Origin of the sequence: Undibacterium sp. GrIS 1.2, from assembly GCF_040544435.1 — a bacterium.
Taxonomy (GTDB): domain Bacteria; phylum Pseudomonadota; class Gammaproteobacteria; order Burkholderiales; family Burkholderiaceae_D; genus Undibacterium.
The window spans coordinates 19,086-39,225 of the sequence record NZ_JBEONP010000001.1 but is presented as its reverse complement, the minus strand read 5'-3'; the positions used below and the strand labels follow the sequence as shown (position 1 = coordinate 39,225).

15 protein-coding genes are annotated in these 20,140 nt (G+C 48.3%); 8 read left to right on the top strand and 7 right to left on the bottom strand.

Annotated elements, in window-relative coordinates; translation table 11 throughout:
• The first annotated feature begins 110 nt into the window (after positions 1-110).
• Entirely contained in the window at positions 111-3,029 is a 2,919-nt protein-coding gene (gene pulA, locus AAKU61_RS00165) for a pullulanase-type alpha-1,6-glucosidase (protein WP_354328729.1), read from the top strand.
• Positions 3,030-3,043: 14 nt separating this feature from the next.
• Here the strand turns inward: pulA and glk are convergent, their stop codons facing one another.
• Entirely contained in the window at positions 3,044-4,051 is a 1,008-nt protein-coding gene (gene glk, locus AAKU61_RS00160) for a glucokinase (RefSeq protein ID WP_354328728.1), read from the bottom strand.
• Between the two features lie 417 nt (positions 4,052-4,468).
• On the opposite strand from glk, the gene AAKU61_RS00155 reads away from it, so the two are divergent.
• Positions 4,469-6,424, top strand: a complete 1,956-nt coding sequence (locus AAKU61_RS00155) for a glucokinase (RefSeq protein ID WP_354328727.1) — start codon at positions 4,469-4,471, stop codon at positions 6,422-6,424.
• A 407-nt stretch (positions 6,425-6,831) separates the two neighbouring features.
• Positions 6,832-9,069, top strand: coding sequence for a S9 family peptidase (locus AAKU61_RS00150; RefSeq protein WP_354328726.1), 2,238 nt, complete (start codon positions 6,832-6,834; stop codon positions 9,067-9,069).
• Here the strand turns inward: AAKU61_RS00150 and AAKU61_RS00145 are convergent.
• The gene (locus tag AAKU61_RS00145) at positions 9,063-9,773 is read right to left on the bottom strand and encodes a haloacid dehalogenase type II (RefSeq protein WP_354328725.1); all 711 of its coding nucleotides are present in this window, start codon (positions 9,771-9,773) and stop codon (positions 9,063-9,065) included. The genes AAKU61_RS00150 and AAKU61_RS00145 overlap by 7 nt on opposite strands.
• 106 nt (positions 9,774-9,879) lie before the next feature.
• Between AAKU61_RS00145 and AAKU61_RS00140 the strand changes: the two genes are divergently transcribed.
• The 5 genes from AAKU61_RS00140 (at position 9,880) to AAKU61_RS00120 (ending at position 15,696) form a co-directional block, all read left to right on the top strand.
• Entirely contained in the window at positions 9,880-10,212 is a 333-nt protein-coding gene (locus tag AAKU61_RS00140; RefSeq protein ID WP_354328724.1) for a TIGR02450 family Trp-rich protein, read from the top strand.
• Positions 10,213-10,765: 553 nt separating this feature from the next.
• Complete coding sequence (locus tag AAKU61_RS00135) at positions 10,766-11,935, top strand: ABC transporter substrate-binding protein (protein ID WP_354328723.1); 1,170 nt, start codon at positions 10,766-10,768, stop codon at positions 11,933-11,935.
• Positions 11,936-12,045: 110 nt separating this feature from the next.
• Positions 12,046-12,936, top strand: coding sequence for a branched-chain amino acid ABC transporter permease (locus AAKU61_RS00130; RefSeq protein ID WP_354328722.1), 891 nt, complete (start codon positions 12,046-12,048; stop codon positions 12,934-12,936).
• 2 nt (positions 12,937-12,938) lie between these two features.
• Entirely contained in the window at positions 12,939-14,945 is a 2,007-nt protein-coding gene (locus AAKU61_RS00125) for a branched-chain amino acid ABC transporter ATP-binding protein/permease (RefSeq protein WP_354328721.1), read from the top strand.
• Positions 14,946-14,961: 16 nt separating this feature from the next.
• A complete protein-coding gene (locus AAKU61_RS00120; RefSeq protein WP_323492449.1) occupies positions 14,962-15,696 on the top strand; it encodes an ABC transporter ATP-binding protein in 735 nt (244 codons plus the stop codon).
• Positions 15,697-15,993: 297 nt separating this feature from the next.
• Here the strand turns inward: AAKU61_RS00120 and AAKU61_RS00115 are convergent, their stop codons facing one another.
• From AAKU61_RS00115 to AAKU61_RS00095, 5 genes are all read right to left on the bottom strand, one after another.
• Positions 15,994-16,623: a carboxymuconolactone decarboxylase family protein gene (locus AAKU61_RS00115; protein ID WP_354328720.1), complete on the bottom strand. Its 630-nt coding sequence runs from the start codon at positions 16,621-16,623 to the stop codon at positions 15,994-15,996.
• A gap of 101 nt (positions 16,624-16,724) precedes the next feature.
• Positions 16,725-17,639 (bottom strand): ACP S-malonyltransferase, encoded by a 915-nt coding sequence (locus AAKU61_RS00110; RefSeq protein WP_354328719.1) that lies wholly within the window; start codon positions 17,637-17,639, stop codon positions 16,725-16,727.
• Positions 17,636-18,679, bottom strand: coding sequence for a triphosphoribosyl-dephospho-CoA synthase MdcB (gene mdcB / locus AAKU61_RS00105; RefSeq protein WP_354328718.1), 1,044 nt, complete (start codon positions 18,677-18,679; stop codon positions 17,636-17,638). Before mdcB ends, AAKU61_RS00110 begins: the two co-directional genes overlap by 4 nt.
• A complete protein-coding gene (mdcG, locus tag AAKU61_RS00100; protein WP_354328717.1) occupies positions 18,661-19,389 on the bottom strand; it encodes a malonate decarboxylase holo-[acyl-carrier-protein] synthase in 729 nt (242 codons plus the stop codon). Before mdcG ends, mdcB begins: the two co-directional genes overlap by 19 nt.
• Positions 19,386-20,114, bottom strand: coding sequence for a biotin-independent malonate decarboxylase subunit gamma (locus AAKU61_RS00095; protein ID WP_354328870.1), 729 nt, complete (start codon positions 20,112-20,114; stop codon positions 19,386-19,388). Before AAKU61_RS00095 ends, mdcG begins: the two co-directional genes overlap by 4 nt.
• Positions 20,115-20,140: the final 26 nt, after the last annotated feature.

The following is a 20,140-nucleotide window of genomic DNA, read 5'->3' as shown; positions in this document are numbered from 1 at the left end:
TTTTAATTTATATACTGGGATACAGTATTTTAAATTGTCCATATAAAGTCTGGACATTAATGCATAAAAGTGCCAATACTCCCCTTATTTTAATTAATTTAGCCATAATCATGCACCTCAAAAATGATAAAAAATCAAATGATTTTGGACGCTTTGCGCAGAGTTGTGTAGCTGCTTGCTTATGCACCTGTCTGATTTTTTTTAGTAGCTTTGGTGTGATTCAAGATGCCGCTGCCAGCGTAAATCTAGCCGCACCATCTCAAAGAATAAATCCCACATTAGACGACTGCAATAGCCAGCAGTTTCAGACGGTTTTACGTCCTGCTAGCATTGACGCCAGTGCTGCCACAAACGAGGCGCGTGCGGTCTGGTTGAATCGTCAGTTGATAGCTTGGCCGGGAGTTAACTCTACTTCTGGTCATTTCAAACTGGTCTATTCTGCTACAGCGCAATTGGCGGCGAGCATTGGCGCAAAAGTGACGGGCGCGGATGGTGCGCTCAGTTTGTCAGTCGCTGATGCCGCTTTGCCGGAGCCTCTTGCTACCCGCTTTAAATACCTTGCTGAGGGAGTGGTGTTGGGAGTCAAAGCAGATGATCTTGGCAAAATCGCGGCTTTGCAGAGACAGCAAGTATTTCTGGTACAAGAGAATGCCGATGGCATCGTGATGGCCGCAAGCTCGCTGCAATTGGCAGGGGTCTTAGATGACCTGTATGCACCGGCAAGCGAGCTGACTTCGCTTGGTGTGAGCTTGACTAAAAGTACCAGTCGCATGAAGACTCAAGCGAAGACCCAAGCAAAGACTCAAACGAGATTTTCTTTGTGGGCGCCGACGGCACAGCGGGTATGGGTTTGTACTTACGATAGTGGCGCGGGTGCGGCACATCGCTTAGACGCCATGCAAGCAGATGTAAAAACGGGTGCGTGGAATGCAAGGATACCGACCAATCTCTTTGGACAGTATTACCGCTATCTTGTGGATGTGATCGTGCCTCATGTTGGCTTGGTGCGCAATCGGGTGACCGATCCTTATTCCATCAGTTTGACCACCGATTCCAAGCGCAGCTATATTGCTGATCTGGCAGCATCTCAATTGCAGCCAGCCGGATGGAGAACTCAGGCGGTAACAAAAAAAATATCGGCGCAGACTGATATGGTGGTGTATGAATTGCACGTGCGTGATTTCTCTATCAACGATGCTTCAGTCGGCAAACAATATCGCGGTAAGTACATGGCGTTTACTGAGTCCAATTCCAATGGTATGCGTCACTTGAAAGCGTTGGCGCAAGCGGGACTGACCGATATTCATTTGTTGCCAGTTTTTGATTTTGGTAGTGTCCCTGAAAATAATTGTGTCACCCCGAAAATTGAATTTAATGCGACTGATCCTGCCAGTGAGATACCTCAAGCCGAAGTCACGGCGCATGCAGCCGAGGATTGTTTTAACTGGGGTTACGACCCGACGCATTACGGCGCACCGGAGGGGAGTTATGCGACAGACCCAGCTGATGGCGCTGTGCGTATTCTTGAATTGCGCAATATGGTTCTGGCCTTGCACCAAGCGGGTTTACGCGTCGGTATGGATGTGGTCTATAACCATACTTATGCATCCGGGCAAAAAGAAAAGTCTGTGTTGGACAGAATTGTTCCGGGTTATTACCACCGCTTAAACGAGCGTGGTGCAGTCGAGCAATCAACCTGTTGTGATAATACTGCGACTGAAAACAGGATGATGGGCAAGCTCATTATCGATTCTGTTGTGCAGTGGGCTAATGCGTATAAGATCGACTCATTCCGGTTTGATTTGATGGCACATCAACCGCGTGCAGTCATGGAACAACTCAAAGCAAAACTACTCGCCAGCGTGGGGCATGATGTACAACTGATAGGCGAGGGTTGGAATTTTGGTGAGGTTGCAAACGGTGCCCGCTTTATACAGGCGTCGCAACTGTCATTAAATGGTTCGGGTATTGCCACATTTAGTGATCGCGCCCGTGATGCAATTCGCGGCGGCGGATCGTCCGAATCGGGTGATAATCTAATTCGTAAACAAGGTTATATCAATGGTTTATTTGTTGATCCTAACGCTATTAACTCCGCGCTTAATTCTGAACCTGAACATCGTGTCACTGCGACAGATTTAATGGAGGCGGCGGACATGGTGCGGGTCGGACTAGCGGGGTCAATTCGTGACTATACGATGCTGACGCGACGTGATACGACTCTGCGTCTGGAGCAGATTCCCTACGGCGATCAGCCAGCCGGATATGTCAGTCAGCCTAGTGAAGTCGTGAATTATATTGAGAACCATGATAACCAGACTCTGTTTGATATCAACGTCTATAAATTACCGCTCACTACCAGTAAAGACGACAGAGTGCGGGTACAGATGTTGGGCGCGGCAATCAACGCATTTAGTCAAGGCATCGCTTACTTTCATGCCGGGATCGATACGCTGCGATCTAAATCGATGGACAAAAATAGCTTTGAATCGGGCGACTGGTTTAACCGCCTAGACTGGACTTATACCGATAATTATTTTGGTACTGGTCTACCACCTAAACCCGATAATGCGGTCGATTATCCATTGATCCGTCCTCTGATCTCAAATCCTGCGATCAAACCTGATCCGCAGAATATTGCGATGGCGCGCGATATGTTCCGTGATTTGCTGCGTATTCGAGCTAGCTCTTCGTTATTCCGGTTGCGGACAGCGGCAGACATCCGGCAGCGCCTACATTTCTATAATACCGGATCAGGACAAAATCCTGCGGTGATTGCGGCGCATATTGATGGTGTTGGTTATCCTGATTCAGGATTTAAATCGCTGATGTATTTCATTAACGTCAGCAAGGAATCACAACCACTGGTGATCGCGGAGCAGGCAGGCAAGACATATCAATTACATCCGGTGCAGAGCAACAAGTCAGCAGCCGATCCGCGCCCGGCGGCGTCTGCCAAATATGTTGCGGCATCAGGAGAATTTACTATTCCGGCGCGGACTGCGGTGGTGTTTGTGGAGTCACTTTGATTTCCTAAAGTGCATTACTCAACATGCTGCTCAATCGCCATGGCAGCGCCGCTCAATGCTGCTAACGTATCAATAATTAATACGGTAGGAATACCTTCGAGATAGCTGCGCAAACGACCTTTTGCTTCAAAGCGCTCACGAAAATCCGAGGTAAAGAAATAATCACCCAGGCGCGGTACGATGCCGCCACCGATATACACGCCGCCGCGTGCGCCGAGTATCAATGCCACGTTACCGGCGAAACCGCCTAACATGGCGCAGAACACGGCTAAGGTTTTGCTGCAAACAATATCGCTGCCAGACAGGCCATGTTCTACGATCGCCTCAGAAGTAGTATGTGCTGATTCGATCTGCATCACTTTGCCAACCGCACTATGCAACACCGGCAAGCCTATGCCCGACAATAAGCGTTCTGCTGAGACATGCGGATACTGCTGGCGGACATGGTGCAATACCGCGCTTTCAAATTCATCGACCGCTGCTAATGTCACGTGGCCGCCTTCGCCAGGTATGGCCACCCAGCCGCTTTTCGTCTCCACTACACTGGCCACACCTAGACCCGTGCCCGGCCCGATTACTGCCAATGTGCCATGTTGGGTTGGTAGCGCGCCGTTGGTTTTTAACTGAGATGCTTGCAGTCGCGGCAAGGACAGCGCCAGAGCTTCAAAGTCATTGAGCACCAGAAAGCTGTCTAATTGCAATGCTGCTTTAACAGCCGCTTGAGAAAAACTCCAATGACTATTGGTGAAGGCAACTTTGTCGCTGGCTACCGCAGTGGCGACGGCAAATGCAGCACAGCGTGGCGGCTGATAATCCTGATTCAGCTTATTGGCGATCAAGCTCAAATACGCTTTGGTTGCTGCGATAGGATCGACATAATCTTTAACGGGTAGAGTGCGCACATGCTCAACCCCGGCATTTTTGTCGGCTATCCAGCCAAAACGCGCATTGCTGCCACCAATATCCGCGACCAGCCAAGGGAAATGATTATCAGAGAGTTTATTGTTTGAAGTTGAAGTCATCACACTAGAGAAAAAGAGGTCACAAAAAGCTGAATGTTGGCGTAATGTAGCAAAACTACAAAAAAATCGCAAGAAATTGAAAGAAAAGTTTTAAACTAAGCAGCTCGTTATGCATTTGTTATGCTTTAATGAAATTTTAGCTAGTTTGTCAAAATAGGTATTACTGTTAAAAAATGACTGTAGAGTGAAGCGATGGTCAATTATGAAAACTGCTTGCATTTTATATTTGTAGCTTAGCTACAGATATTGTTCTATTTTGTTGCTTTTCAGTATTTTTATCGTCAAATATCGCTACTACACGCCAACAACTATCGTTTGCAAGCACACCGGACTACAATAATAAGATTAGATTCAGAATCACTAATGCTTGCCTCAATTTAGGTTAGGCAGGCTCACAATAAATAATAAAGAGATCTCATGCAGCCATTCGTGCAAGCTTTCGATAGTCCACGCTTAATCGCCGATATTGGCGGAACCTATGCCCGTTTTGCGCTGGAGATGGCAAAGGGCGATTTTCAACATATCAACTCTTTGCGCTGCGCTGATTACCCTGATTTTCAGGCAACCGTATCAGCGTATCTTGCAACTGTTGTGGCAACGAATCCGGCTATTCATGTAGAACATGCTGCCGTAGCGATTGCCAATCCGGTGGATGGCGATCAAGTCAGTATGACCAATTATCACTGGCAATTTTCGATTGAAGAAATGCGCTTGAGATTGGGTTTAGACACACTGGTCATTGTGAATGACTTTACCGCCTTGGCAATGGCGCTGCCCCGACTGGATGCAAGTGATGTGCGTCAGATTGGCGATGGCGAGCCGGTGCAGAAAAGTGTGATCGGTCTGCTAGGGCCGGGTAGCGGCTTGGGCGTATCTGGCTTGATCCCGTCCGGCGATGGCTGGATTTCGCTCGGGTCTGAAGGCGGACACACCAGTTTTGCGCCGCGAGATGAGCGAGAAATTGCCGTGCTGCGCTATGTCTGGAAGCAGTACGAACACGTATCTTTCGAGCGCCTGGTGTCAGGTCCTGGATTGGAGCTGATTTATCGTGCGTTGGCCGATCTGGCAGGCGTAGCGCCGCTGGCGCTGGCGGCACCCGATATTACGCAACGTGCGTTGGATAAAACCGATGCGGTTTGCATGGATACGCTGGATGTATTTTGTGCTCTGCTTGGTACGGCGGCGGCCAACTTGGCCGTGACGCTAGGCGCATTTGGTGGCATCTATATCGGCGGGGGGATAGTGCCGCGACTGGGAAGTTATTTTGATGCATCGCGTTTTCGTTCCCGCTTTGAAGAAAAAGGGCGATTCAGTCGCTATGTTGGATCGATTCCCACTTATGTCATCACGGCTGAGCAGGCGACGTTTATCGGTGCCTCCGCCATTTTAGATGCGCAATTACGCACGTTGAAAGCAGACCCCGGTTCTGCCATTTTGGGTCAAATCCGTCGTGCGCGGGATGAGTTGTCGCCAGCAGAATTACGCGTTGCAGAGCATGTATTAGCCCATCCACGTTCAGTCCTGAATGATCCTATTGCAGAAATCGCCCGTGCTGCCGATGTCAGTCAGCCGACGGTGATCCGGTTTTGTCGCTCGCTGGGTTGCGAGGGTTTATCTGATTTTAAGTTACGCCTTGCCTCCGGTTTGACCGGTACCGTGCCAGTCACACATGTACAGGTCACCAATGATGATTCCGCCTTAGAGCTGGGTGCCAAAGTACTGGGTAATACGGCATCCGCCATTTTGCAAGTACGTAGTCAGTTGAATCGCGACATGATAGACCGCGCGATTGAAATGATCGTCCATGCAAACCGGGTCGAGTTTTATGCGATTGGTCATTACGGTGTGGTGGCGCAAGATGCGCAGTTTAAATTTCTGCGCTTAGGGATTCCCTGTGTGGCCCAGACCGATTCGCGTTTGCAATTGCTGGCGGCTAGCGTGCTCAAAGCGGGCGATGTGGTCGTTATCAGCAGCAGCAGCGGACGTTTGCCGGAGTTATTAGAGGTCGCAGAAAAAGCGCATGAGCGCGGTGCGACCGTGATTGCCATCGCAGCCAGCCAATCACCACTGGTGCGCAAAGCAGATGTCGCTTTGATTGTCGATCATGTTGAAGACGTCTCTACGCATTTGCCGATGGTCAGCCGGATTTTGCATTTGCTGGTGATTGATATGCTGGCAGTCGGCGTCGCGATGCGCCGCAATCCGGACGGCGGCAGCTTGCTGGGTGGAGAAGCCAATGAGCGATTGGACGAAACCAGTTCTGTCCTGGTGAAGAAAGCGATTTCGCCACGCGCGGGGCGTGGTGATGCCATTGGTAGTAAAGCAAATGCTAGTACATCACCATTAGCCAGACTAACGTCGCACAGCCGCTAATCCACCGTTCTCTTAAATGACCAATCGCTATCATTCACTGCGACGGTCATAGCTATATTCGTCGCTACATTCACCGCTGCAATAGTGGCGGTGAATTCCATCTTTAAGAAATAATACTCCTCATAGGTATATATTAGTCGTCCATAGAATCATTGGGCGACAAGGCATATTTTTAAAAAATGAGGGGGAGTATATTGATTGGCTAGTTCTGTTTTGGTCAAACTTAATACCAAAACCATTGACGTATTTGATTAGTCTGCGGCTACGTTTGTTTGATAAATCTGGCTTCAACACGCTTATTCTTTGACTTCTTGTTAATATACTTGCTGTATTTCTTGAGCAGTGTCCGGCTTTCTCGCTGTGCTCATTTTGACTAATCTTGATCCAACTTCCATCGAGGTTTTACCATGCGTCGTTTTGCTTCCCGTCGTCTTGTTTTTCGTGGTCTTGTTTCCCGTTGTTTTGCTCCGATGTACTACCATGCTGCGGCCGTATCGCTTTCTGCGTTTGTATTGATGCCCGTTTCTTTTGCAACTACCCCAGCACCGGCAGCGCCGCCCTCCGTATCCTTAACACCTTCGACTATGCAAACTACGACACCACCGGTTGCTTCGCAACGTCCGTATCAGGTTGAGTCGCCAAATGGCTCGCGTAATGACCCCTATTATTGGATACGTGACGATAAGCGGGAGTCGCCAGATATGCTGGCGTATCTCGCCGCAGAAAATGCCTACTTCACCAGCCAGTCAGCGGCATATCAAGGCTTAACTGAGAAGCTGTACCAAGAGATCGTTGGCCGCATCAAGCAAGATGACAGTACCGTGCCGTTTAAAAAAGGACATTATCAGTACTACACGCGCTTTGCCAAAGGTGGCGAATATCCACTCTTTGCGCGCAAACCAGCCGCTGGCGGTGCCGAGCAGATCATGATTGACGGCAATCTGGAGGCAGAGAAAAAGAGTTACTTCGATATCGGCCAGCGGGCTGTCAGCAGCAACGAGCAACTATTGGCGTATCTGGAGGATGACAGTGGTCGCCGCCAGTACACTTTAAAATTTATCGATCTCAAAACCGGTAAAAAACTCCCGGACCAAATCACCGGCCTCGCTCCGCAAGTCGCCTGGGCGGCGGATAATAAGACTGTGTTTTATATCGAAAATGATCCGGTCACGCTATTGACCACAAGGGTTAAAAAACATGTGCTCGGTACTGATGTCAGCAAAGATGTGGTGGTCTATACCGAAGAAGATCACAGCTATTACATGGGCATAGGCAGCACTGGCGATGATCGTTATATTGCGATAGAACTGCGCAGTACAGAGACCACTGAAACTCGGATTATCGATGCAAAAAATCCAGATGCAGCACCTGTCGTCATGGCTGCACGTAGTACTGGCGTTAAATATAATGCAGACCATATCAATGGTCGCTGGATTATTTCTACCGACTGGCAAGCACCTAATTATCGTCTGATGTCGGTGGCCGATGATCAAATCGGTGATCGCAGTAAATGGCAAGAACTGGTGCCACATAATAAGGCGGTATTCATCCAGAATTTTGCTCTGTTTAAAAACTATATCGCCATCAATGAACGTTCGGAAGGTTTATTACGTATCCGTATCATGCCTTGGAGCGCATCAGGTAAGTCAACTTTTATCAAGTCGGATGAGCCTGCGTATGCAGAAAGTTTTGGCATCAATGCCGAGCAAAATACGGACGAGCTGCGCTACAGTTATAGCTCACTGACGACACCTGCCAGTGTCTACGCTGTGAATATGAAAACCGGTGTACGCAAACTATTGAAAGAGCAGCCAGTTCTCGGTGGATTCAAAAAATCAGACTACGTCACCGAGCGCGGTTGGGCACCGGCAAAAGACGGTACGTCTATTCCGGTCTCACTGGTCTACCGCAAAGGGTTTAAAAAAGACGGCACTGCGCCTTTATACCAATATGCCTATGGCTCTTACGGCGCATCGACTGATCCGGTATTTCGTCCTGGCGTAATTTCTTTGTTGGATCGTGGATTTGTCTATGCGATTGCGCATATCCGCGGTGGTCAGGAGATGGGGCGCGACTGGTATGAGAACGGTAAGCTACTCAAAAAGAAAAATACGTTCACAGATTTTATTGACGTAACCGATTATTTAGTCAGCCAGCAATATGCCGCCAAAAATAAAGTGTTTGCGATGGGCGGCAGTGCCGGTGGTTTGCTGATGGGTGCTGTAGCGAATATGGCAGGTGAAAAATATGCGGGAATGATTGCGCATGTGCCGTTTGTCGATGTGGTCACGACGATGCTCGATGAAAGTATTCCACTCACCACCAACGAGTTTGATGAGTGGGGCAATCCTAAACAAAAAGCGTCTTATGATTACATGCTGTCTTACTCGCCTTACGACAACATCGCGCATAAAAATTATCCGCCTTTATTGGTCACTACGGGCCTGTACGACTCGCAAGTGCAATATTACGAGCCGACTAAATGGGTAGCGAAATTGCGTGCAGCAAAAACCGATCAAAACCCGCTGCTATTCAAAGTCAATATGGAAGCAGGGCACGGCGGAAAATCAGGCCGCTTTGTGCGCCAGCATGAGACCGCGGAAGAGTATGGATTTGTCTTACATCAGTTAGGCATCTCTCAATGATCGAGTAACTGATCTGCGAGATGGAGTAGGTCTGTGGCATGAAAGGTATTTTCCGCAACCGGCGAAATATCATTGGATTGCTTAGCACCGTACTCCATCGGCCTTTCTATAAACGCAGTCTGCAATCCAGAGGCACGCGCCGCCGCCAGATCACTCTGGTGTGCGGCGACTAACATCACTTGCCCGGGTGCCACGTCAAACAATTCTGCCACGCCCAGATAAGTTGCTGGATCTGGTTTGTATTTCTTAAAAATTTCTGCCGACAAAATACAATCCCAAGGCAAGCCGCCATGCTTCGCCATATTGGTCAGCAAGCTCACATTGCCGTTGGATAAAGTACAAATCGTATAGTGCGATTTCAACTGACTCAGAGCTGCAACGCTCTCTGGCCACGGGTCTAATTTGTGCCAGATTTTGTTCAGGTCTTGCCGTTGTGATTCATCTAAATGATCCAGCCCAAACTGCGGCAAGATATCGTCCAGAATCAAACGGTGCAGAGCATCAATTTTCATCCACGGCAAGATGCCTGACATGACTTTTTGCATCGCCGGAACATAACCAGACCGCCAGGCTAAGGTAAAGCGATCACCATCTACTTCCGGTGCGATCCGCTGCATTTCTTTGACGATGCTGCCATGCCAATCGACCACCGTGCCGAATATGTCGAATGCGAGTACCCTAATGTTCTTGTGCATTGATTGCATGTATGTGTCTCCTATTGATAGGTAATTTGTTTTACAGGCAATTTATCACAACGCAGATGAACTCATCGTCAACCTATCTTAACTCCCACACAAGCCGGATTATTGAATGAAAAATCAACAGGAAAATAGTGCGATGACCGCCACTCATTTAAACGCCAACGAGAATATTGTTGAGGCGTCTAAAAAAATGACGCAGCCGGTTCGTCGTCTGAGTCCAAAAAAATTATTACTCAGTAAATGGACCGCGGTATCGCCACGCAATAAAGAAAAGCATTTTATGGTGACCAAATTAGTTTCACCTGATGATTTGGATCATTCCGGTTTGTCCAATGCGCCGGTAGAATTGATTGAGCTAGAGGCGGTGTACTCCAAGAATGTCATCAGACTGGCCTGGCGAGAACTCACCGACAGTAATTTATGGCACCAAGGGTGGAAATAATTTTTTAGAGGCCAGAGCATAAAAAATGATCAAAAAATCAGCAGTCTTTCAGTTTTATTGCGGCCTCAGTACAAAGTAATTGCATCTCAATTACCGCGTGATTTCAGCATCATCTCAGTAGCGTTTCGGTATCGTTTCGGTATCAATGCGCGATACAACGAAATAACATCATGTTTATAAGTAGTAATGCGTAGTTGGCAGATTTATGCATGCAAATTTTTCACCAACTCTTTAATTTCTTTTCACTTTGGATTAAATTTCTCTATGCCAAAATCTTTTTGCTAAAAATTGTTCACTTAAACTAGCTTTGTCTTTGATCATGGCAGTTGTATCGCTTTGAATTAGTTTAAATTCAGTCCAAACCTGATGCATTTTTTTTAGATCCCTGATCGCGGATAACATGTTTTACATTGCTCGCAAGTGGTTTTTTTTTGCAGTAAATAGTTTTTTTAGTTTGGCTTTTCTGCTGTAAATTAGAAGTACTAAAATAAGTACTAGATGGATCAAAGTAAGTGCTGATCACAGCACTAAAACAATATAAACGGAGGACGACATGTCATACAAATTCAAGAAAATCATCACAATTGCTGTTGCGGCAGCCCTTACAAGTTTGTCATTGTCAGCAATCGCTGCTGACCCAATCAAAATCGGTGTATCCGGTCCCTTCACCGGTGGTTCTGCACCGATGGGCGTGTCTATGCGTGATGGCGTCAAACTCGCCGTGGCAGAGATCAATGCCAGCGGTGGTGTGTTAGGACGCCAATTCCAGATCGTAGAGCGTGATGACGAAGCAAAAAATGAGCGCGGTGTGCAAGTCGCGCAAGAATTGATTAATAAAGAAAAAGTCGTATCCACAGTCGGTTTTGCGAATACTGGCGTCGCCCTTGCTGCACAACGCTTCTATCAAGAAGCCAAAATCCCGGTCATGAATAACGTGGCAACCGGTAGTGTGGTGACCAAGCAGTTTGCTGATCAGCCAGAAAACTATATTTTCCGCAATGCAGCTTACGATACGATCCAGTCTGCCATGATCGTTGACGAGGCCGTGACTAAGCGTAAGTTAAGCAAGTTAGCGATCCTGGCCGATTCCACCAACTACGGCCAGTTAGGTCGTGAAGATTTGGAAAAGACGCTGGAGAAAAAAGGCTTGAAAGCAGTCGCTGTTGAAAAGTTCAACATCAAAGATGTGGACATGACAGCGCAATTGTTAAAAGCCAAGCAAGCCGGCGCACAAGCGATTCTGACTTACGGTATTGGTCCAGAGTTGGCGCAAATTGCCAATGGGATGGAAAAGCTGAATTGGAAAGTACCAATGATCGGTAGCTGGACACTGTCTATGGGTAATTTCATCGACAATGCAGGTAAAAATGGTGAAGGCGTCATGATGCCGCAAACCTTTATCCAGCAGCCAAATACGCCAAAACGTAAAGCATTTATCGATGCTTATGTAAAAGCCTACAACCCACCAGGCGGTCGCATCCCATCGCCTGTATCCGCAGCACAGGGCTACGATTCCATTTACTTATTGGCTGCTGCGATCAAGCAAGCAGGTACCACGGATGGCTCCAAAGTACGTGAGGCTTTAGAAAATCTGCAAGCTAAAGTCGATGGTCTGGTCACGACTTACGACAAGCCATTTACCAAAACTGATCACGAAGCCATCAAGGCGGGCATGCCAGTCATGGGCGCGGTCAAAGAAGGTCACATCGTACAAGTTCAATAAGCAATTAGGTCTCGCTTCTGTCTATAAAATCTAACATCCCACGATTCGTATACCTTACAGATCGTGGGATGTTTCTTATTCTTCACTAGCGTTTTGCGCTCAGGATTATCATGGATATTGTCCTTCAATTAGTGTTCAGCGGTATTGCGCTGGGCATGATTTACGCCGTCATTGCGTTCGGCTATCAACTTACTTTTGCCACGTCTGGCACACTCAATTTCGGTCAGGGTGAAGCGCTGATGCTAGGTGCTTTGGTTGGCCTTAGTCTGGTCGGCAATATTCACGGCGGGCCGTATCTCAACTATTGGTTGATGATCCCCATCGTGATTGCGTTTGGCGCTTTGCAAGGTATGGTCGTAGAGTGGATTGGTGTCCGCCCTGCGATTAAAATTAAATCAGAATTCGGCTGGATTATGTCCACCATTGCACTCGCGATTATTTTTAAAAACGTCGCCGAAAATATCTGGGGCAAAGATGATCTGACTTTCCCTACGCCCTTGTCCGCAACACCGTTCCAGGTATTTGGCGCAAATATTCAACCAATGCAGGTCGTGGTTGTGCTGGGTGCATTGGCGATGATGCTGGCAGTGGAATTATTCAATCGCAAATCGATTTATGGTAAAGCGGTTGTCGCCACATCCAATGACCGTGACGCTGCTGGTCTGATGGGTATTAATACCAGCATGGTGATTACATTTTCTTATGCGTTGTCGTCAGCCACGGCAGCGTTTGCAGGCGTGCTGGTCGCGCCATTAACTTTGACCGGTGCCACTATGGGTACGGCGCTGGGTTTAAAAGCCTTCTCCGTGGCGATTATCGGTGGCCTGACTTCTGGCATGGGCGCGATTGTCGGCGGCCTGATTTTGGGCGTGGCTGAAACGCTGACGGGTTTTTATATTTCCACAGGTTACAAAGAAGTCCCAGGTCTGGTCTTGTTGCTCTTGGTATTAGCGATCAAGCCAGCCGGTTTGTTTGGCAAAACTGCGATTAAGAAGGTCTGATCATGAGTTTGATTACAGATAAGAAGACCTTATTGATTTCTATCGTTGGACTGGTGGCACTAGCGGTCTTCCCGATTGTTGCGCATAACCCTTATTACATACATCTGGCTGAAACGATTTTGATCTATGCGATCTTATTGTTTGGTCTGGATATTGTGGTCGGATATACAGGTCAGGTGTCGCTCGGTCATGCCGGTTTATTTGGTATTGGTTCGTACACTACTGGCGTACTGTATTTTAAGTTCGGCTTGCCATTCTTACTCGCCATGCCTGCCAGTATTGCCGTGACGGCCTTGTTTGGCGCCTTGCTTGCCTTGCCTGCCTTGCGCGTGACGGGGCCGTATCTGGCGATGGTGACCTTAGCCTTTGGTACGATTATCCAGATTCTGATCAATGAAATGACCTTCCTGACAGAAGGCCCGATGGGTTTGAAAGTCGCTAAGCCGATCTTCTTCGGCACCAAGATCAGCGAAGTCGGTTTCTTTTATCTGGTCGCGGTGATGATGGTCTTGTCCCTCATCGTCGTACACCGGATATTAAAGTCGCATTTGGGGAGGGCATTTCAGGCTTTGCGCGATAGTCCGATTGCATCAGATTGCATGGGCGTATCGGTGTATCGCTACAAAGTCTATGCCTTTGTGATCAGTGCGGCGCTGGCGGGGTTGGCAGGGAGTTTATATTCTTATTCAGAAGAATATATCTCGCCAAATACCTACAACTTTGAACTCACGATCATGTTTTTACTGGCCATTATTATGGGCGGTCGCAAAACCCGCAGCGGTGCTTTGTTAGGCGCACTGATCGTCGTGATGTTGCCAAGCTTGTTAGCAGATATTGATCTGTTCCGCAAGATCGCTACTGCCGCTGCGGTGATTGGCGTTGTTGCTAGCGCTTTCTTGTTGATGAAAAAGCGTACCACCATCCGTAATATCATCGTGCCGTTGGTTGCGACGATAGGCATGGCAATATTTTCCTATCGTTTAGAAAATATCACTGACTGGCGTCTGACGATTTTTGGTTTGATGACTTTGTTTGTGGTGTATTACCTACAAGATGGCATCATCGGATTTTTACGCGGACTGGTCGGTACCCGCTCGGCATCTGCTGATCAAAACGTGGTTGCTGCAGATGAAAGCAAAGCCTGGAGTCTGGTCGATAATAGCGCGGCGATCAGTGGTCATCTGCTGAAAGCTAAGCAAGTGTTGATGCAGTTCGGTGGCTTAAAAGCCTTAAATCAAGTGGATCTGAATATCACCAAAGGTACCGTACACGGTCTGATCGGACCCAATGGCTCTGGCAAAAGTACGATGATGAATGTCTTGACGGGTATTTATAAACCGACCGATGGTAGTGTGGAATTTAACGGCAAAGTCATCTCAGGTACGACGCCTTCGGAGATTGCTTTAGGTGGTGTCGCAAGAACTTTTCAGAATGTGCAATTGTTTGTTGAGATGACGGCGACCGAGAATATTCTGGTGGGTTTGCATCACACCTTCAAAAGTAATGTGTTGGATGTGATGCTGAACACGCCTCGTTATCGTCGGGAAGAACAAGACGCCAGAACCCGTGCCGCAGCGATTTTGCAATTTATGGGCTTGGCTGATTTAAGTGTGGAAGAAGCGCGTAATCTGCCTTACGGCAAACAACGTATGCTGGAGATCGGTCGCGCGCTTGGACTCAATCCGCAATTGTTATTGCTTGATGAACCAGCCGCAGGCTTGACTGCACCCGATATCAAAGAGCTGATCGCCATCATCCGAAAAATTCGCCAGCACGGGATTACGATTATCCTGATCGAGCATCACATGGATGTAGTGATGTCGATTTGCGATACCGTCACCGTACTTGATTTTGGTCAGAAGATTGCAGAAGGCAAGCCAGCCGAAGTACAGGCCGATCCAAAAGTGATCGAGGCTTATCTTGGCGGATCTATCGGTGATGAGACATCGCCTGAAATCGCCATCGAGAATTCTTCGGAATCGACTTCATCTATTGTTAGCCATAGTTAGCAGACAAGGAACTGATATGTTATCTATCTCTGATTTACACGCCGGCTATGGCAAGGTGCAAGTGCTGCATGGTATTTCTCTGGAAGTACCTAAAGGTAAAGTCGTTACACTAATTGGCTCCAACGGCGCTGGTAAAACTACGACCATGCGCGCCATCTCTGGCATGCTTAAACCTAAAACGGGCAGCGTCAAACTGGCCGGTAAAGATGTTACTGGTCTGGAGTCGCACAAAATTGCTCGTGCAGGTCTGGCGCACTCGCCAGAAGGACGGCGGGTTTTTTCGACGATGAGCGTGACAGACAATTTATTGTTAGGCGCATTCCCACGCTTCACCCGCTCACGTCCTCGCGGCGACGTCGCAGCTGATCTGGAAAAAGCGCTGGAGTTATTCCCTCGCCTCAAAGAACGCCAGCACCAACTCGCTGGGACTTTGTCCGGTGGAGAACAACAAATGCTCGCCATGGCGCGTGCAGTCATGTTGAATCCAGAAGTGATTTTGCTGGACGAACCATCAATGGGCTTAGCACCGATTCTGGTGGATGAAGTTTTCAGAATTATTCTGCGCCTAAAAGAGCAGGGCGTCACCATGCTGCTAGTAGAACAATTTGCTGCCGCCGCATTAAACGTGGCAGATTATGGCTACGTTTTAGAGAACGGCAGAATCTCGGTACACGGCCCGGCTGAGAGCTTGAAGAACGATCCGGCAGTCAAAGCAGCTTACCTCGGTGGCGGCGATCACGGCCATGCCTGATACGATCAATGGGCGGCGAAATCTGTTTGTCGTCGCCTCGTTGATGATCTTTTATGTATAGCGATTGTATATATACTCCTGATTAGTATATTTTATTGTCCATATAATCATTGGACAATAAGGCATATTTCTATAGTTTATGAGGGAGTATATTGATTTTGACTAATGCAGACGCTTTCGGGCGTCTGTAATTTTTTATGCCTACCACTTTGACATTAGCCTGATTATTTGCCGAGTCCTAACAGGTACGATCGCATCGCGCAATCGCACCTATGGCATCTGGTATCGGCCAAAATATCATTCAGGGAAACGGGTCAAACGTTTTGCATCCTTCGGTATTTGATATTGTGCGACATTCATTTGCATCGCTAGCAAGGCATAGTAAGAGTTAATTCCGGTCAGATCGACCACACCTTTTTTACCGAATCGTTTATCTGCGCGCTGGAAAGTGCGGTCGGAGACGCGTTTATTTTTGTGTAGTTCAGTCGAGAAGTCGTAGACGATTTCTTCATCCTCGCTCATGCCCACCGGACGGATACCGTCGGCGATTGCATCGGCGATAGCTGGTTTGATGCCAGCTTTTAGTGCGATTGGATAATGCACATACCATTCAAAATCTTGTGTCCATTCGCGTGCGGTGATTAGGATTGCCAGCTCGCTTAAGGTATTGCCGATGGCAGAGTGATAGCGCAGATAGTCGCCCATGGCTCGGGCTTGCGTCATGACTTGCGGGCTATGCATTAATGGTTCAAACGGGCCGAAAACAGGTACTTTGCGGGTGGCTAAAAATTCTTCAGCAGCTTGTTTTTGTTCCGGCGTGTATTGATCTGGCGGGATGGTCGGCAGACGGTCGCTTGCGTATGCTGCGCTGGCAATTAAGCCTGCTGCTATCCCGGATGTGATACCAGATGCGATTTTATTTTTCATGTTGTCTCCTCAGACGGTGGGTGGATTAGTAGCTTACATTTTGGGTGAAATTTCCGTTTGAAATGCATGACTTATTTTACGTTTCTTACTAGAATAGGCTTTCAATCAAACTGACGCTTTAACCATGTGATGATGCCATCGATGCTTCGGAAATCAGCCACCGAACGGCACGCAATCTGTGGATGCCGTGTTTGTAGCATGCGCGATAAAGCAGAGCCTGGCCCTAATTCTAGCGCGACGGTTACGCCAGCTTCAGCACAGGCATCCATGCAATCACTCCATTGGATAGGTTCTGCTAACTGACGTGATAAATGCGTGATGGCGATTGTCTTATCGGTGATCGGAACTGCCGCTATCCCTGATAAGACGGGACAGCTAGCCACCGTAAAATTGATGTCTTGCAGCGCAGTGAAAAAAGGAGAAACCGCATGTGCCATCTTGGAAGTGTGGGATGCGATATCAATGGGTAATGACTGTATTTTTCCGCCCGCGGCTTGAACTACTTGACCCACCGATGGAAATGCCGATTGTTGTCCGCCTGTAATGCAACTATCTTCGCCGGTGATGATAGCCAATTGAAAATCAAATGGATGAATCAACTCTTGGATTCTGTTAATGGACAAACCGCTGATCGCTGCCAGAGTCTGTTGCGGCGATTCTGCCAGACAGGTATCCATTAAGCTCGCTCGGTTTCTCGCTAAGTCTACCGCTTGTTTAGCGCCGAGCATGCCCGCCACGCTGTACGCTGCAAGCTCACCTATGCTGTAACCGGCAACCAGACTCGGTGCAGGTATGCGCTGTTTGATCGCTTCCCAAATACCGAGCGCGCTGGCAACAATCATCGGTTGCGCGATACGGTTAGCGAATAAGAGCTGCGGCGTCGATGCGATGGCATCAAAGGGCAGATCAAAGCTGTCGATCAAGGCTCGGGCCTTGTCGTTTGTGCGCGCCAGATCAAACATCGCCGATGTCTGATTACCTTGCCCCGAGCACAGAATGAGCAGCCGATCCGTCATTTTTTCGACTTATCCAAAACTGCCTCAGCGGCGTTGCAGCGACAATTTTGTGTAAGTCCTAATTTGTTCTCACTATCGTTAGCGCGCATTCTATTAGCAGTGATTGCATCGGAACTTATTGCATGCACCAGGCAGCTCGCAGCAAGCAAATCCGCAGCGCCTCCGGGGGATAATTTTTTAGCGATAAAAATGCGATGACAAGCTAAGCCGTGTGCGTACCAATCTGGATGAGCGGTTCCACCAAGGCTCATAAAATGTTGCGCCTGATGTTTGACGATGGCCGCACCTTCTGCACCGCCACGATGGTAGACATTGGTGTCGCTGATATACGCCATTAAGGCGAACAGGGCATCAATTTTTGCATGGTAGATACTGCGCCCGGCAGCGAGGGTTGCTTGTAACGCGGGTACACCAATCTCAAATACGGATGGCAGGCCAAGGGCGGCCTCTTCACGGGCGCCACTTGCACCATGTAGCACACCAACCTTAACACCGTAAGATGGAGAACTTAACTCTACAGATGGAACTTGCATGTGCCTTTGTAATTCATCACCCCAGCATGTTAATAAAGTGTGGCGGATACTAGCTGGTGATAGTAACTGTCGTTGAACTTTAGCATGCCCGATAGCGGCGCAAAGTAAGCCTAGGCTAAAGATTGCGCCACGATGGGTATTAATCCCCGCGGTGGCCTGCATCATCTTTTTTTCAGCGACGATGCCCAGCTTTTTTAGTGAATTAAAAGAAGCTCCAGTCATACCTGCTAAGCTAATTTCTTTATAGTAGCCACGTAAAGAAAACAGGCTGCGCATAAAGGTACTGGCGGTCATATCTTGATGACTGCCGCTATCTACCAACGACACCAAACCTGGTTTGGGGTATAGCGATAATTCTGTGTACAAACAGCGCACGGCCTGACGCGCAAGTAATGCCGCAAAGTCGCGATGAGCAACATCAACACTGATTTTCTCAGCGTCGTCACGATAAGCTTGCGACATCAATGCCGGCATCTTCGGCACTATCTCTATACTGATTTGACGCATGACTTTTTTCCCAGACTGCTCAGCAATGAGGCTGTGGACGCTAACCGTACGGTATGCATTTCTTTCACTAATACATGTGCTTGCCGGTCTATAGCGCTAAGCCATTCTTTCCATGATACGGCCTGGTCGCCCGGGAAAATAATTTCTCCGTCTAGCGGTAGGATTTTGGCAGATTCTGATAATAGCAATAATCCAGTCTGCAATTGCTCGATATTTTCAGGATAAAAAAGGACATCAATATCCGATGTCGTACTCAGATAAATCTGCTTAGTCAGTGTTTGTAAAGCGAGTGATCCGAAGACATGAAGGCGTAAATTATTTGCTTGCAAGGCTAGCTCGGCTAAGCCTTGCTGCCATTCGCCAGGCGCAGCGCTGATGACGGATGATAAAGGTAGTGCTGGTGTCGTTTTTTTGATATCAGTGACGGCGCAACGCAAAGCGATTCGTCTTTTCTCACCAGTTAACGGATGCGGTGGCATAGCTAGCCCTAAGCAGATTTGATCCGTGTTGACACCGATATCAGCATCAGCACGCCTAACGACCAATGGCCAGTCTTGGTTTTGCCAAAGCTTGACGGCTTCTAGCTGATCGTCGGCCGCAGTCATACTCGGTTGAACAATAAGCTGACTACTACGTTGACCACTAAGCTGGTCAATAAGCTGCTGCCAGCCTCGATCGGATAGCCAGACCAGATCATGCCGTGACATCATGATGCCAGACTATTTTTGCCAGAAAGTATTGCATCGATTACAGGTTGAGCCAGCTTACGGCCGCTGCGTGCCAACCCTAAACCACTACGCTGATCGCCGCCTCGATTACCATCCACTTGTTGTTGTAACGCCAGTTCTAATTGAGCAGATAAATTATCGTGCCAGATCGCCTCAATGCCACCCATACGTAAATAATTTTCTGGACCTGGTGCAAAAACCGGATTGCTACTAGCGAGGGCAATTAATCGTTCTTCCGGCACTTTAGTGATCCTCGCCATAGCGGGCAAGCCCATGACCCGGATAGTAGAATCTGGCAAGGCATAACAGGCATCCGCCATTAAGCCACTGGTAATAAATCCACCTGACAAAGCCTGGTCATACACCAGACCAAGTATGGGATGGCCTTGACGCCGGGCCAGATCGACGCATTTTCCTAAATGTGCCATGTAGCTATTAATCCCCAGCATCTCATCACGGTGACGTAAACGTTGTCCTTGCGTATCGACCATAATCAAGATCGGACGCTGCGGATGTTCGCGCACCGTATCAAGAACAAAGCGGGCTTGTGCCAGCGCGATTTCAACACCAATTGGCTCGTGCTCGCAGGTGCCGACGACGGCAATAGTGCCGATGCTGGTCTGGGCGCTACCTGATAAGAAATGATCGAGTTCTGTAATCGTATGGCCGAGCGGAAATAGCTTAGTCGCGATCGTTTGCCAATGTATGGATGGCGCTACTGCCGATGCTTTTG

What these genes read in the sequence shown, in the direction of transcription:
- pulA (WP_354328729.1), top strand. Translation starts at nt 111, where the DNA reads ATGCACCTCAAAAATGATAAAAAATCAAATGATTTTGGACGCTTTGCG.
- glk (WP_354328728.1), bottom strand. Translation starts at nt 4,051, where the DNA reads ATGACTTCAACTTCAAACAATAAACTCTCTGATAATCATTTCCCTTGG.
- AAKU61_RS00155 (WP_354328727.1), top strand. Translation starts at nt 4,469, where the DNA reads ATGCAGCCATTCGTGCAAGCTTTCGATAGTCCACGCTTAATCGCCGAT.
- AAKU61_RS00150 (WP_354328726.1), top strand. Translation starts at nt 6,832, where the DNA reads ATGCGTCGTTTTGCTTCCCGTCGTCTTGTTTTTCGTGGTCTTGTTTCC.
- AAKU61_RS00145 (WP_354328725.1), bottom strand. Translation starts at nt 9,773, where the DNA reads ATGCAATCAATGCACAAGAACATTAGGGTACTCGCATTCGACATATTC.
- AAKU61_RS00140 (WP_354328724.1), top strand. Translation starts at nt 9,880, where the DNA reads ATGAAAAATCAACAGGAAAATAGTGCGATGACCGCCACTCATTTAAAC.
- AAKU61_RS00135 (WP_354328723.1), top strand. Translation starts at nt 10,766, where the DNA reads ATGTCATACAAATTCAAGAAAATCATCACAATTGCTGTTGCGGCAGCC.
- AAKU61_RS00130 (WP_354328722.1), top strand. Translation starts at nt 12,046, where the DNA reads ATGGATATTGTCCTTCAATTAGTGTTCAGCGGTATTGCGCTGGGCATG.
- AAKU61_RS00125 (WP_354328721.1), top strand. Translation starts at nt 12,939, where the DNA reads ATGAGTTTGATTACAGATAAGAAGACCTTATTGATTTCTATCGTTGGA.
- AAKU61_RS00120 (WP_323492449.1), top strand. Translation starts at nt 14,962, where the DNA reads ATGTTATCTATCTCTGATTTACACGCCGGCTATGGCAAGGTGCAAGTG.
- AAKU61_RS00115 (WP_354328720.1), bottom strand. Translation starts at nt 16,623, where the DNA reads ATGAAAAATAAAATCGCATCTGGTATCACATCCGGGATAGCAGCAGGC.
- AAKU61_RS00110 (WP_354328719.1), bottom strand. Translation starts at nt 17,639, where the DNA reads ATGACGGATCGGCTGCTCATTCTGTGCTCGGGGCAAGGTAATCAGACA.
- mdcB (WP_354328718.1), bottom strand. Translation starts at nt 18,679, where the DNA reads ATGCGTCAAATCAGTATAGAGATAGTGCCGAAGATGCCGGCATTGATG.
- mdcG (WP_354328717.1), bottom strand. Translation starts at nt 19,389, where the DNA reads ATGATGTCACGGCATGATCTGGTCTGGCTATCCGATCGAGGCTGGCAG.